11 protein-coding genes are annotated in these 14,694 nt (G+C 33.3%); 5 read left to right on the top strand and 6 right to left on the bottom strand.

Annotation, left to right across the window (positions count from 1 at the left end):
- Positions 1-2: 2 nt before the first annotated feature.
- Positions 3-797 (top strand): hypothetical protein, encoded by a 795-nt coding sequence (locus tag ACEQT4_RS10915; protein WP_370227645.1) that lies wholly within the window; start codon positions 3-5, stop codon positions 795-797.
- 144 nt (positions 798-941) lie between these two features.
- Here ACEQT4_RS10915 and ACEQT4_RS10910 read toward each other — a convergent pair whose 3' ends face one another.
- Complete coding sequence (locus ACEQT4_RS10910; protein WP_370227643.1) at positions 942-2,219, bottom strand: replication-associated recombination protein A; 1,278 nt, start codon at positions 2,217-2,219, stop codon at positions 942-944.
- A gap of 274 nt (positions 2,220-2,493) precedes the next feature.
- Between ACEQT4_RS10910 and ACEQT4_RS10905 the strand changes: the two genes are divergently transcribed.
- Positions 2,494-3,243, top strand: a complete 750-nt coding sequence (locus ACEQT4_RS10905; RefSeq protein ID WP_370227641.1) for a rhomboid family intramembrane serine protease — start codon at positions 2,494-2,496, stop codon at positions 3,241-3,243.
- On the opposite strand, the gene rlmB is transcribed toward ACEQT4_RS10905, so the two are convergent.
- The 5 genes from rlmB to ACEQT4_RS10880 form a co-directional block, all read right to left on the bottom strand.
- Positions 3,240-3,974 carry a 23S rRNA (guanosine(2251)-2'-O)-methyltransferase RlmB gene (gene rlmB, locus ACEQT4_RS10900; RefSeq protein WP_370227639.1) on the bottom strand — a complete coding sequence of 245 codons (735 nt, stop codon included), beginning with the start codon at positions 3,972-3,974 and terminating at the stop codon, positions 3,240-3,242. The genes ACEQT4_RS10905 and rlmB overlap by 4 nt on opposite strands.
- Positions 3,975-4,039: 65 nt before the next feature.
- Positions 4,040-4,783, bottom strand: coding sequence for a DUF1735 domain-containing protein (locus ACEQT4_RS10895; RefSeq protein ID WP_027880219.1), 744 nt, complete (start codon positions 4,781-4,783; stop codon positions 4,040-4,042).
- A 57-nt stretch (positions 4,784-4,840) separates the two neighbouring features.
- Complete coding sequence (locus ACEQT4_RS10890; protein ID WP_027880218.1) at positions 4,841-6,376, bottom strand: RagB/SusD family nutrient uptake outer membrane protein; 1,536 nt, start codon at positions 6,374-6,376, stop codon at positions 4,841-4,843.
- A 17-nt stretch (positions 6,377-6,393) separates the two neighbouring features.
- Complete coding sequence (locus ACEQT4_RS10885; RefSeq protein WP_027880217.1) at positions 6,394-9,696, bottom strand: SusC/RagA family TonB-linked outer membrane protein; 3,303 nt, start codon at positions 9,694-9,696, stop codon at positions 6,394-6,396.
- 118 nt (positions 9,697-9,814) lie between these two features.
- Positions 9,815-11,464, bottom strand: a complete 1,650-nt coding sequence (locus ACEQT4_RS10880; protein ID WP_370227636.1) for a ShlB/FhaC/HecB family hemolysin secretion/activation protein — start codon at positions 11,462-11,464, stop codon at positions 9,815-9,817.
- Between the two features lie 220 nt (positions 11,465-11,684).
- Here ACEQT4_RS10880 and rpsL point away from each other — a divergent pair, with 220 nt between their 5' ends.
- From rpsL to fusA, 3 genes are read left to right on the top strand one after another with little or no spacing between them, the layout of a single operon-like run.
- Positions 11,685-12,059 (top strand): 30S ribosomal protein S12, encoded by a 375-nt coding sequence (gene rpsL / locus ACEQT4_RS10875; protein WP_008269190.1) that lies wholly within the window; start codon positions 11,685-11,687, stop codon positions 12,057-12,059.
- A gap of 22 nt (positions 12,060-12,081) precedes the next feature.
- Complete coding sequence (rpsG, locus tag ACEQT4_RS10870; protein ID WP_027880215.1) at positions 12,082-12,558, top strand: 30S ribosomal protein S7; 477 nt, start codon at positions 12,082-12,084, stop codon at positions 12,556-12,558.
- Between the two features lie 6 nt (positions 12,559-12,564).
- On the top strand, positions 12,565-14,691 hold the full coding sequence (gene fusA / locus ACEQT4_RS10865; RefSeq protein ID WP_027880214.1) for an elongation factor G: 2,127 nt from the start codon (positions 12,565-12,567) through the stop codon (positions 14,689-14,691).
- Positions 14,692-14,694 lie beyond the last annotated feature (3 nt).

Below are 14,694 nucleotides of genomic sequence, written 5' to 3'. Positions count from 1 at the left end.
AGATGAAATTTTCAAAAATATTATTCATTTTCACAGTGCTATTTAGCACCGCATTATCAGCCCAAGACCAATTAAATAACTATAAATATATTGTTGTTCCAAACCAGTTCAAATTTCAAAAAGAACCAGGTCAATACCGTGTAAATGGTTTAGCTAAGTTTTTGTTAGAAAAACAAAATTTTACTGTTTTATTAGAAGGAGATACCTTACCAGAAGATGCGATACAAAATAACTGTTTAGTTTTAAAAACTACAGCAATAGACGATTCTTCTATGTTTAAAACTAAAATAAAATTTCAGTTTAAAGATTGTCAAGGTAAAGTGGTTTATACCACAGAAGAAGGCGAATCTAGGGAGAAAAAATATATAGTTGCATACAATGAAGCTGTAAGACAAGCTTTTAGTAGTTTGTCAAATTTCACTCATAAGTATGAAGTAAAAGAAACTGAAAATGAAGTAGAAGAAGTTATTGTTACTCCATTACCTAAAGTAACAGAAGCACCATTGGTTGAAGAAGTTGATGATGAAGAAATAGATGAAGAAATTGAAATGCCAGTAAAAGAAGGATATAAAAACTTTTCAAAAAATGCACTTACCGCCGAAGCATTTGGAGTTATCAATTATAAATTAAAAAATAGTCAAGGTCAAACAGTATACACTATATTATATTCTGGTAAAGAAGACTTTTATATTGTAAAAGGTAAAGATGCTGTTATTTATAAAATAAATGGTAGCTGGGTTATTGCAACCAACGACAATGGTACTTTACAGATTAAATCTATTGATATTAAGTTTTAATGTATTAATTTCTTAATTGATTAGTACTTAGTTTATTTCGCGTTAGGGATTAAGGTATTGTTGGAGCACATCTTTGATTGCGACTACCGAAAGCCCGACGCACTTTTGCTATTAAAAGCAAAAGTGGGTAACGCCCAAAATATTTTAATATCCATATTTATCTTTCCAGCGCTGTTTTAAAAATTCACGTTGCGCGTTTTCTCTAGCATTATTACCAGGTTGGTATAATGGTGTATTTGCAATTTCTTTGGGTAAAAACTCTTGTGCAGCAAAATTATTAGCGTAATTATGATTGTATTTGTAGTCTTCGCCATAACCAATATCTTTCATTAGTTTTGTTGGCGCATTACGTATGTTAAGTGGTATACTTAAATCTCCGGTTTGTTTGACTAATTGTTGCGCATTATTTATTGCCATATACGCCGCATTACTTTTTGGAGAACACGCTAAATATGTAGCACATTGACTAAGAATAATCCTGGATTCTGGATACCCAATTGTTGATACTGCTTGAAATGTACTATTTGCAATAACCAAAGCAGTTGGATTAGCATTACCAATATCTTCACTAGCTAAAATTAACATACGTCTAGCTATAAATTTTACATCTTCGCCGCCTTCAACCATACGTGCTAAATAGTAAACAGCAGCATTGGGATCACTACCACGTATAGATTTTATAAACGCCGAAATAATATCATAGTGTTGCTCGCCAGTTTTATCGTAACGTACGGTGTTACTTTCTACTTTATCCATTACCATTTTATCGGTAACGATAATCTTGTCACTATCTTCTGCGTTAATAATAAGTTCAAAAATATTAAGTAGTTTTCTAGCATCACCACCAGAAAGACGTAATAAAGCGTTGGTTTCTTTAAGCTTTATATTTTTTTTGGATAAAATCTCATCTTTTTCAATTGCACGGTTTAAAAGCGCCTCTAAATCGGTTTTTTCAAACTCTTTTAAAATATAAACCTGACAACGTGACAATAATGCCGAGATGACTTCAAAACTTGGGTTTTCTGTAGTAGCACCAATTAAAGTTACCCAACCTTTTTCTACAGCTTGTAATAAACTATCTTGTTGTGATTTGCTAAAACGATGTATTTCATCAATAAATAAAATTGGGTTTTTAGCCGTAAACAATCCGCCGCTTTCCTTCGCTTTATTAATTACATCTCTAACATCTTTCACTCCAGATGCAATTGCGCTTAATTGATAAAACGGACGATTGGATGTGTTTGCAATGATATTTGCTAATGTAGTTTTTCCAATTCCTGGTGGTCCCCAAAGTATCATCGACGGGATTAACCCTTGTTGGATGTGTCTAGTTAACGTTCCGTTTTTGCCCACTAAATGTTGCTGACTTATGTAATCATCCAACGTTTGTGGTCTTAATCTTTCGGCTAAAGGCGTATTCATCTTGTAAAATTAAATCAAACTTTTTTAAAACAATAATTACAATCAAACAACTTATCAACTTTGTTTTGGTGTGTCTTTTTTTGACAAAAAAATCAAAAAACGTCAGGATTTCGTAAGTCGCATTCAAAGATGTGCTCTAACAATTGCTCAACTATGAAGTAATCATGAATACATAAATTAAAAATAAGTATTAATGAATAATCCTTCACGCATTTATTAGCTGACAATTTAACATCACTTCAAAGTTGGTTAACTATTTGCTATATTCACTATAATGAAACAAAAAGAACCATTTAAATACAGTCCAGAAGTATTACTTTATCCGCTAGGATTTGTAATGCTAATTTGGCTTATTTTTGCTATCGAAATTCGTTTTAGTTTCAGTTTAAATAAATTAGGTATTTATCCTCAAAAACTTTCAGGTTTAAAAGGTATTTTGTTTAGTCCTTTTATACATGGCGGGATTAGTCATTTGTACCATAACTCAATACCGTTATTTATTCTTTCAGCAGCTTTATTCTATTTTTATAGACCGATAGCATTTAAAGTTTTAGGATATGGTATATTACTTTCGGGTTTTTTAACATGGTGTATTGGACGACCATCTTATCACATTGGAGCTAGCGGATTAATATATGTTTTAGCTAGTTTTATTTTTTTTAAAGGAGTTTTTGCAAAACATTATAGGTTGGTAGCTTTATCTATGTTGGTTGTCTTTCTTTACGGAAGTATGGTTTGGGATGTTTTACCATTAAAAGAAGGTGTTTCTTGGGAAGGACATCTATCTGGTTTAATAACAGGTTTGTTTTTTGCTTTAGTTTTTAGAAAGCAAATAGCAAAACCAAAACGATATGTTTGGGAACAACCAAATTATAACGAAGAAGAAGATGAGTTTTTAAAACACTTTGATGAAAATGGTAATTTTATTGAAAGTAAAGAAGAAGATATTGAGGTAGAAGAGAAGTCTTCAGCTCAAAATTCAATACATATAAAATATACTTTTAGAGAAAATAAAGACGATTAACGTCTTTGTCTTACAGCTTCATATAAAAATGCACCACAAGCAACCGAAACATTTAATGACTCTATCTCTCCTAACAAAGGTAATTTAGCTTTATAATCTGCAACTTTAATAACAGATGGATTAATGCCTCTTCCTTCAGATCCCATAATAATGGCACAAGCCTCTTTAAAGTCGACATCGTAAAGCGTATCTTCTGTTTTTTCGGTAGCAGCAATGACTTTAACACCAGATGCTTGTAAAAAAAACACAGCATCTTTAATGTGTGATACTCTACAAATAGGTACTTTAAATACAGCACCAGCACTTGTTTTAATAGTATCTCCGTTAACAGGTGCAGCTCCTTTAGATTGAATAATGATTCCGTTTACACCAGTACATTCTGCAGTTCTGATTATAGCACCAAAATTGCGTACATCACTTAATTGATCAAGTAGTAAATAGAGTGGAGTAGAAGTTTTTTCTAAAACTTGCTCATGCAACTCTTCAATATCATAAAACTTAATAGGAGATATTTGTGCCACTGCACCTTGGTGATTATTTTGTGTTAATTTATTTAGTTTTTCAATAGGTACATACGAAGCGTTAATTCTATTATGATTTATTAAAGACTCTAGCTCTTTAAATAAATCGCCTTTTAATCCCTTTTGTAAAAAGACTTTATCAATGTTCTTATCGGCATTTATAGCTTCTATAATAGCTCTTAAGCCAAAAATTTGTGTTGTTCTTTGCATGATGTAAAGGTATAAAAAAACAGCCTGATTTCTCAGGCTGTTTTTTTTATTCTTAATTGTTTTTCTTATAAAGAAAAATCAAAATCAAAACCGGCACCATAGTCTCCATCAGAGTAGTATAGTGTTGATTTGTTTCCATCTAGTAAATAAATTTCTCCAGCACCATCACCATATTGATCAAAAACTTGAAGTCTATAGTCTCCATCGCTTAAACAAATAGGTAAGTTAGTAAATCCTGTTCTGCCAGCATAACCACCAAAACCAGGAGAAGAATTGTTTGAAGCAACAATAACACCAGCATTAAGGTCTACAATTCTCCAGTAAACTTCTTCTGGGTAATCGTCAAAAACAGTGTAATAGAATAATCTGTTTTCTAAACACTCTCTAAAAACGTTAATAGTAGCAGGCTCACCAATTGATGATCCGTCTCCATTAGGTTCTGTAACGTTTAATACTAAAGTTACAGGCTCTCCATCTAATCCAGCGTAATCATTAATAGAAACAGCTAAGTCTCCTTTATTAGATCCTGCAGGTATAGTAACAGTTGAAGGTACTGTAATATAAGTTTGGTCTATTGTAGATGCAGACATAACTTCAACATTATATGTCCTGTCATTACCAGCTACGTTTGCTGAATAAAGTGATACATTTTGAGTACTAGAACCGCTAATTTCAACTTCTAAATCTATAGCTTGTCCTGAGAAAGCTACATAGTTTGTTCCTGGAGCTTCAACTTCTTCTTTTTCACAACTTGAAAAAAAGAATGCTGCCCCAATAGCTAAACATGTAAATAATCTTAATTTTTTCATGATTTGTATTTTTAACACACTTCTATGAAATATATTTCATAGAAGTGTGAAATTATATTATTGATTTTGGTTACTTAAAAATGGATTGTTCTGAATTTCATCTTGTGGAATTTCGAACTGCATTCTTTCGTCATTATAAGGAATTGGTTGTCCTACAAAAGATAAATGGTTAGAACCTCTAGTTACAGTAGCTTGGTTACGCTTCATAGCTAAATAACTCTTACCTTCACCCCATAACTCGATACGAGTTTGTAAGTAAATTTCATCTAAAAGTGCTTGACCTGTTAAAGTATCTACATAAGCAGAACTAGGTACTCTTAAATCTAATAAAGCTTTTAAGCTTGTTCTAGCAGCAGCTTCGTTTGGTATTCTAGCGTTAGCCTCAGCATTTAATAGGTAAGCTTCTTCAATTCTCATGTAAACGTAATCTGCAGTTACAGTTTGAGAAGCACCTCCAATTGTACCAGAAGCAGCAAACTTAAATAAAGGTTGTAAGTGTCTTCCGTTAGCAGGATTGTTTAAGAATTGACCTTTACGTGCATCATTTGCAGGGATTGCAGCGAATAAACTTGCGTCTATAGCTTTGTAATCTCCAGCCCATGCATAACTATATGAGAAAGCATCAATCTGACCCCACCAAGATACTAAATCTAAACCATTGTTTTCAGTAATGTCTATTCCCCACATCCAGTTGTCTGTAAAATTAACATCATTAAAAGCATTACTAGTACCATCTGCAGGTACAACAGTTACTTGAGCAGGCTGTAACATTGTGTGACTTGTAGTTGTGATAACATCATTTGTCAAGTCAGCTACGTCTTGCCATCTTCCACCTTTTGCACCTAAAACGTAAGCATAAATCATTCTAGCTACGTTTTGGTCAACTTGGTTTTTAGCTGTTCTGTTAAAACCATCTAAAAGAGTCACTGCATCCATTAAGTCCGCTTCCATTTGGTTGTAAACTTGCTCAGCTGTAGACTTTGGTAAGTTTTCAATTTCAGGCTCTATATAAAGAGGTAAAATAGCTTCGTTTGGTACATACTCTTTTTGAAAATATTGTGTTAAGTAAAAATAAGAATGAGCTCTTAACGCCTTAGCTTGTCCCATTGCATATTTGTTCTCATCTAACTCAGGTACTGCGTCATTACCTCCTAAAGAAGCAATTACGTTGTTTGCAGATCTTACAATTCTGTAGTAGTATCTCCATACCATTCTGTTACGACCTCTTGTGAAATCCTGAGGAGCTTGGAATTCAGTAATATCTGCTCTGTACCATCCATATGTACTAACACTAAGTGCCATATCACCACAAAGCATATCACCATATACATCATAACCTTTTTGACCAAAGTCATCATGGTTAAGATCTGTTCCTCCTGATCCAGTTTGAATCATTTGAGCGTAAATACCATTTACGAATGCTGCAGGTATATTTGTGTTTGTTTCTGCAGCCTGTTCTGCATCAGCAGAAGTAAAAGATGCTGTTGGTTGGCTTTCACCAGCAACACCTGTGTTGTCTAAGAACTCTTCACTACAGCTGAAAGACAAAGCAATCACTGCTATAGCTAAAGTTTGTTTAAATAAATTTTTCATAATTTCTTTTTTTTTGTTTAAAATTTAATTCTTGCACCAAAAGTTATAGTTGTTGCAGGTGCATAAATTTGTCTTCCTGAGTTTCCGTTTTCTCTAATAGATGGATTAAACCCTTCTCTCTTGGTCTTAATCATTAAGTTATCTCCAGAAACCCACAGGTTTAATGCATCAATACCTGATTTTGATATTAATTTGTTAGGTACAGTATATCCTATTCTAGCATTGTTAAGTGCTATGTAATCTGTACTAATGATAAATCTTGATGAAGTTGAAGTACCATTAACAACAGCATTGTCAGCTAATAAAGGAACATCAGTTATGTCTCCTGGTTGTTGCCATCTATTAAGGATATCTGTGTGGTAGTTGTTACCAGCTGCACCAAAACGATCACTCATCAATTCAGCATATTGAGAGTCATAAGCATAACCACCTAAACTATAAGTGAATTGTGCAGAGAAATCAAAGTTTTTGAACGCTCCAGATAATCTAAACGCACCTCTTAAATCAGGTATAAAAGATTTGTCTAAATATACTTCTGTTGCATTAGCGTATGTTTTAGTAACAGTTCTTTTGATGTTAGCATTACCTACTTTTTGTTGATATTCAAAAAGAGATCCTGTTCCATTTAAAGATTCTTCAGTACCATTTCCAATGTAGAAGTTATCAGTTGATGTAGGTTCACCTGCATCTAAGACACCATTGTTATTTAAATCATCATAGTATTGGTACCATAATGGAGAACCATCTCCTGGATCAACACCAGCCCATTCTCTCATGTAGAAATCATAGATAGAACTTCCTTTAGACCAAGCATATAAACCTTGAACATCAAGAATTTTTTCTTGACCAGTAGATACATCTATTGGCATTTTCTTAAATTCATTACTGATAATTTCTCCATTAGCAGAAATGTCTAATTGGAAATCTTTATTCTTGATTATGTGTGCAGTTACATCAAATTCAAGACCACTGTTAGAAATTTCTCCATCATTAACTAAGATAGAAGCAAACCCGATAGAAGGACCTCTTCTTTGAGGGAAAAATAAGTTGTCTGTATACTTATTATAATAATCAATATTAACATCTAAGAATCTAGATCTACCAATTGTAGATTCTATTCCAAACTGAGTCATTTTTGAAGTTTCCCAAGTTAAGTCAGGATTTCCAGGTCTAGTTTCTGGTAATGAAATTGCACCACCAACAAATTCTCTACTGTAGATTGTATAACCAGATACGTTAGAAACACCATCTTGGTCACCAGTAATACCGTAAGAACCTTTAAGCTTTAAGTAAGATATGTAACTATCTGCCATAAAGTCTTCAGCACTCATTACCCATGCTCCACCAATAGAACCGAATACACCCCATTTGTCATTTACAAATCGAGAAGATCCATCTGTTCTTAAAGAACCTGTTACATAGTACTTACCATTGTAGTTATAGTTAACTTGACCAAAGTAAGATTCGATTGCCGAACCAGTTGTGGTACCAATTGCAGGAGAAGTACTTTCTGCATAGTTAGACAGATTGTAGATGCCTGGTTGGTATACATTTTGCTTAAACTGTTGAGAAACATCAGATCTTTGCTCGTTAGATTCGTGTGCTACTAAAGCTTCTATAGAGTGATTTCCAAAAGTCTTGTTATATCTTAATAACTGTAAGAAACTTGTGTTCCAAAGTTGAGAGTCAGTAACCGTTAACGTACCGTTAGAGTTAGCTGCTATCGTATAATTATTGTTACCTACGTTGTAGAATCTTTGGAACCTGTACTGAGCACCATATCTAATTTCAGCTTTTAAATCTTTAGTTATGTTTATATCAGTAGTGAAATTACCATTTAAAGCGTGATTATCACCTCCGTTAAAATCTAAAATAGCTGATCCTACAGGGTTTAATAAGTTTGCATTAGGACGAGCTCTATCAAATCCATTAGCTAAAGCGGTAGGTGAACCAAAATCAAATTGAGCACCTCCATAAATTGGGTCTGGAATTAATTCTCCAGTACCAGGATATCTTGCATAAACAGGATATATTGGCGCCATTTTATCAGCAAATTCAAATATGTTTTCTGATCCATCTGTTTGACCATTGTTAGTACTTTCAGAGTATGCATAGTTTACATTAGCTCCTACTTTTAACCAATCTTTGATATCTGTACTTAAGTTAATTAAACCAGTATATCTTTTGTAATCAGAATTTATGATATAACCTTCGTCATTAAGGTATCCTAAAGATACATAGTATCTTGATTTGTCGCTTCCACCACCCATTCTCAGGTTAGCTTCAGTTCTAATACCAGTACCAAACGATTCGTCTGCATATGATTCTGGAGTAAATAATCTGTTTACACCAGGTCTAACTGAACGTGTAACAGGGTCAATTAATTCTGCTCCTGTAGCAACATCCCACATGTTGTAACCAGCACCTATACCGTTATCTCCTAATAAGCGGTTGTTTGCAAATCCAACTGGATCTGGGTTACCATCTACAACACCTCTGTTGTACAGTCCTTCCCATACAAGACCAACGTATTGTTCTGGAGAATCGATTACATCGTATCTAGGTATAATTTGGTTGTTGATACCTGTTTTTAAGTCAACTTCAATATAAGATTTATCAGTAGAAGTTCCGCTTTTGGTAGTAATAATTACAACACCATTAGCACCTCTAGAACCGTAGATTGCAGTTGCTGTAGCATCTTTTAAAACCGTAGTACTTTTAATATCAGAAGGGTTTATAGTGTTAAGAGCAAAAGTACCTTGTAAAGGAACTCCGTCTACAACATATAAAGGCGCTCTGTTTCCGTTAGGAGAACCAAAACCTCTAATTCTTATTGTACCAACAGTACCTGGCTGACCAGATGTGTTAATTACGTTAACACCAGCTACCTCACCAGTTAGAGCTTGAGTTACATTGGCAAAGTTTTTTGCTTCTAAAACTTCACTTTTTACAACTTTAGCTGTACCAGTGTTTGCTCTTTCTGTTGTAGTACCGTAACCAACTACGATAACTTCATCAAGAGTGTTGTCTGGTTCAAGAGTAACATCAATTTTGTTACTAGCTCCAACAGTTACTTCTTTGGTGCTATATCCAACATAACTGTATGTTAACACATCACCTGTACTTGTGCTGATAGAGTAATTACCATCAAAATCTGTTGTAGTTCCGTTAGATGTTCCTTTCACAGCTACTGTTGCCGATGGTAACGGTAAGCCATTTTCGTCAGAAACAACTCCTGAAACTGTTTTTTCTTGTGCAAAAGATAGTTGCACAACAAACGCTAGGAATAGCGTTAAAATTCCACTAAACTTTGTTTTCATTTTATAATTTATTTGAATTAGTCTACGCCAAAAATCATAATAAAAACTTAATTAAACAATAATTATGGGTTAAAATTTTGATTTTTTTATAAATATTTCCTAAAATCTTAATATTCGATTAGAATATTGCGGATAATTTAAGGTGTATCTTCGAATTATTTAATTTGAATGGTAATTCTTCATTTTTACCATTTGCATATACAAAACTTAATATTCCTGATTTAGTTAATATTCCAAAACCAAAACCAAATCCGTACAGGTTTTGATTTTGGTTTATAGTTTCGTTTTTAAATGTAGCTATATCAACAACGCTGTTAATATAAATGTTTGAGCTTAGATTATATCTGTATTCTGTATTTAAAAGGTAGTAATTAGAGGCAATTATACTATTTTCAGAAAACCCTCTTATTGAGTTTATACCTCCAAACCGATATAATTCATTTTCTAAGTAATTGCTAGAGGATAGTATTTCAGCTTTTCCTCTTAGATAGAAACTGTTTCTTTCATTTAAATTAAAAATATGATTAGCGTCAATGCTTATTTTGTTCTGTTTTGTTTTATTGTTGTTGTCCCTAAAACCAGTTCCGTAAATTAATGTAATATCAGTTTTGATTGGGAATAGGACATTACTTTGTCTTTTTAGGTATTGATAACCAAAATTGGTAAATGCAGCGTTGTAGTTATCAATCAACGAATTATTAATCGTATTGTTAGAGGATAAGTTTGTGGAGTTGCTAGATTCTATGCCTCCAAAAAATAAATTCTCGCTATTAAGCTGGAATGTGATATTCGCTTTTTGGGTTGTGTTTGAAAAGGTTGAATCTACTCTAACTATTTTTAATGCTGTATTTAAGCCAATTGGAGAATTGAATAAGTAGGGTAGGTTGGCTTCAATGTTAAAATTTGTTTGATCAGATTCATCGCTTTTATAATTGATTAATAAGCTTTCTCCGTAATTAAGGTTATTGGTTAGTTTGATGTCTAAGTATCCATTAAATTTAATTTTATTTGTCTCTTCATTAGTTGTAAAACCAATAAAACCATCAAAAGCGTTGCTTTTAATTTTTTCTATATAAAGATAGAGTTGTGTTGAGTCTTTGCTAAATAAAATTTCTGGTTCTTTAATTTGATTAGAAAAGCTTAGATTGTTTAAGGCTTTTGTTTTTTTCTTTATTTCGGTTATACTAAAGTTGGTATTCTGTTTTAATTTTAAGTAATGTTTTAAATATGACTTAGGAAAACTCTCATACCCTTTAACTATTATTTTATTAAGTTTTCTTTTCGAACCTTCAATGTTTATTTTTAAATCTGCTCTTAAACTGTTTTGATTTATGTTTGAAATATTTGAAAGTTTGATTGATAAGAAAGGGTATCCTTCAGAAGATAATTTTTCAGTTAGATTTTCTAAGGTTTTTTCTAAATTTTTGTACTTTATAATAAGAGTGCCATTTGAGATTTTTTCTTTTAAACTCTTTTTAAACTTTTCATTAAAAATGTTATTAGTGTATATGTGAATGGTTTCAATTTTACTTTTAAGATGAAATTTTGCAATAAATAAGTTTTTAGAAATTGAATCCAAGCTAATTAGTTCTGTGTTGATATAGCCATCATTGATAATATTGGTTCTAACTTTTTTTATTTCTTTTTCTATCGATGTAATATCAGTATGTTGAATGTTGTATCCAATCTTATTGATAATTGAGGTCTCTGTACTATCAACACCAATAATATTAAGTTTCTTGTCTTGTGAATAGCTTTGTGAAATCACAAGAGAAAATATGTAGAGAAAAATAAGTTTTAAACGCAAATTATTATGATGTTTTATTTGGTGAGTAAAACTAACCTAAAAAGTTAATCATTTATAACTGAATTTTATAAAAAAGTAAATTCTATTGAAAATTAATGGTTTAAGATTTGAATTATTGATTTTAATTTCTACCTTTGCAGCCCTCTAAGAAGAGGTAACGAAAAAATTATATATAAATTATATGCCAACAATTTCACAATTAGTACGAAAAGGAAGAGCCAAAATAACCAAGAAGAGTAAATCGGCTGCTTTAGATTCGTGTCCTCAAAGACGTGGTGTATGTACTCGTGTTTATACAACGACACCTAAAAAACCTAACTCAGCAATGCGTAAGGTGGCAAGGGTTCGTTTAACAAACGGAAACGAGGTTAATGCATATATCGGTGGTGAAGGTCACAATTTACAAGAGCACTCGATAGTATTGGTTAGAGGAGGAAGGGTAAAAGATTTACCAGGAGTTAGATATCACATCGTTCGTGGTGCTTTAGACACAGCAGGTGTTGCAGGTAGAACACAACGTAGATCTAAGTATGGTGCAAAACGCCCTAAGAAGTAATTTAAAACTTTAAGAAGAAGACATGAGAAAAAGACAAGCGAAAAAAAGACCTCTTTTACCGGATCCTCGTTTTAATGATCAGTTAGTAACTAGATTTGTTAATATGATGATGTGGGACGGGAAAAAGTCTGTTGCTTTTAAGGTGTTTTATGATGCAATAGATATCGTAGACTCAAAAAAGACAGATGAAGAAAAAACAGCTTTAGAAATTTGGAAAGATGCTTTATCTAACGTTATGCCTCACGTAGAAGTACGTAGTCGTCGTGTAGGAGGTGCAACGTTTCAAATTCCTAATCCAATACGTGCAGATCGTAAAGTTTCAACTGCAATGAAGTGGTTAATCAGCTACGCGCGTAAAAGAAATGAAAAATCTATGGCTTTAAAACTAGCTTCAGAAATTTTAGCAGCTGCTAAAGAAGAAGGAGCAGCGGTTAAGAAGCGTATAGATACTCACAAAATGGCAGAAGCAAACAAAGCATTCTCTCACTTTAGATTTTAATAAGAAATGGCAAGAGATTTAAAATATACAAGAAACATAGGAATTGCAGCTCATATTGATGCAGGTAAAACTACAACAACAGAGCGTATTCTTTATTATACAGGAGTTTCTCATAAGATAGGAGAGGTACATGATGGTGCTGCTACTATGGACTGGATGGAGCAAGAGCAAGAAAGAGGTATTACAATTACTTCAGCTGCTACAACTTGTACGTGGAAGTTTCCAATGGAAAATGCACAACCACTACCAGAAACTAAAGATTATCACTTTAACATCATTGATACTCCTGGTCACGTTGATTTTACAGTAGAGGTAAACCGTTCTTTACGTGTGTTAGACGGTTTAGTATTCTTATTTAGTGCAGTAGATGGTGTGGAGCCACAATCTGAAACTAACTGGAGACTTGCTGATAATTATAAAGTACCACGTATCGGATTTGTTAACAAAATGGACCGTCAAGGATCTAATTTCTTAGCGGTATGTCAACAAGTAAAAGATATGTTAAAGTCAAACGCTGTGCCAATCGTTTTAAATATTGGTGATGAGGCAGACTTTAAAGGTATTATTGATTTAGTAAAAAACAGAGCTATCGTATGGCATGACGAAACTCAAGGGGCTACTTTTGATGTTATCGATATTCCAGAAGATATGAAAGAAGAAGCGCGTAAGTACCGTGCACTTTTAATTGAAGAAGTTGCAACTTACGACGAGAATCTTTTAGAAAAATTTATGGAAGATGAAGATTCTATTACAGAAGAAGAAGTGCATGCTGCACTTAGAGCTGCTGTAATGGATATGGCTATAATACCAATGGTATGTGGTTCTTCTTTCAAAAATAAAGGTGTGCAGTTTTTATTAGATGCTGTATGTCGTTATTTACCTTCTCCATTAGATAGAGATAATATTGTAGGAACAGATCCTAATACAGGAGATTCTGTTGTGCGTAAACCAGATGCTAAAGATCCATTTTCAGCTTTAGCGTTTAAGATTGCTACAGATCCGTTCGTAGGACGTTTAGCATTCTTCCGTGCTTATTCTGGACGTTTAGATGCAGGTTCTTATGTGTTAAATAATCGTTCAGGTAAAAAAGAACGTATCTCTCGTATTTACCAAATGCACTCTAATAAACAAAATGCAATCGATTTTATCGAAGCAGGAGATATTGGAGCAGCTGTAGGTTTTAAAGATATTAAAACAGGAGATACTTTATCTTCAGAAAATGCACCAATTGTTTTAGAATCTATGGAATTCCCAGATCCAGTAATCGGTATCGCGGTAGAGCCAAAGACTAAAGCAGACGTTGATAAGTTAGGTATGGCTTTAGCTAAATTAGCTGAAGAAGATCCAACATTTACAGCAAGAACTGATGAAGCTTCTGGACAAACAATTATATCTGGAATGGGTGAGCTTCACTTAGATATTATTGTAGATCGTTTAAAGCGTGAATTTAAAGTTGAAGTAAGTCAAGGTCAACCTCAAGTAGAGTACAAAGAAGCAGTTACACAACGTGCAGAGCACAGAGAAGTTTATAAAAAGCAATCTGGTGGACGTGGTAAATTCGCAGACATTGTATTTACTTTAGAGCCAGCTGAAGAAGGAAAAGATGGTTTAGAATTTGTCTCTGAAATTAAAGGAGGTAACGTACCAAAAGAATTTGTTCCTTCAGTAGAAAAAGGATTTAAAGAGGCTATGAAAAATGGTCCATTAGCAGGATACGAAGTAGACGCTATGAAAGTGACTTTAACAGATGGATCTTACCACGATGTGGATTCTGATCAGTTATCGTTCGAATTAGCTGCTAAATTAGGTTTCAAAGCTGCTGCAAAAGCTGCAAAAGCTGTAATAATGGAACCAATAATGAAGTTAGAAGTTATCACTCCAGAAGAAAACATGGGTGATATCGTAGGAGACTTAAACCGTCGTAGAGGACAAGTTAGTGATATGGGTGACAGAGCAGGAGCTAAAACAGTAAAAGCAACTGTACCATTATCAGAAATGTTTGGATATGTAACTACATTAAGAACATTATCTTCAGGACGTGCAACTTCTACAATGGAATTTTCTCATTATGCAGAAACTCCATCTAACATTTCAGAAGAAGTAATAAAAGCTGCTAAAGGCGCTGAATCGTAAATC

This window comes from Mesoflavibacter sp. (assembly GCF_964226795.1).
In the GTDB taxonomy this organism is placed as follows: Bacteria; Bacteroidota; Bacteroidia; order Flavobacteriales; family Flavobacteriaceae; genus Mesoflavibacter; species Mesoflavibacter zeaxanthinifaciens.
Note: the sequence above shows the minus strand (reverse complement) of the source record. Positions and strands in the feature narration are given on the sequence as shown.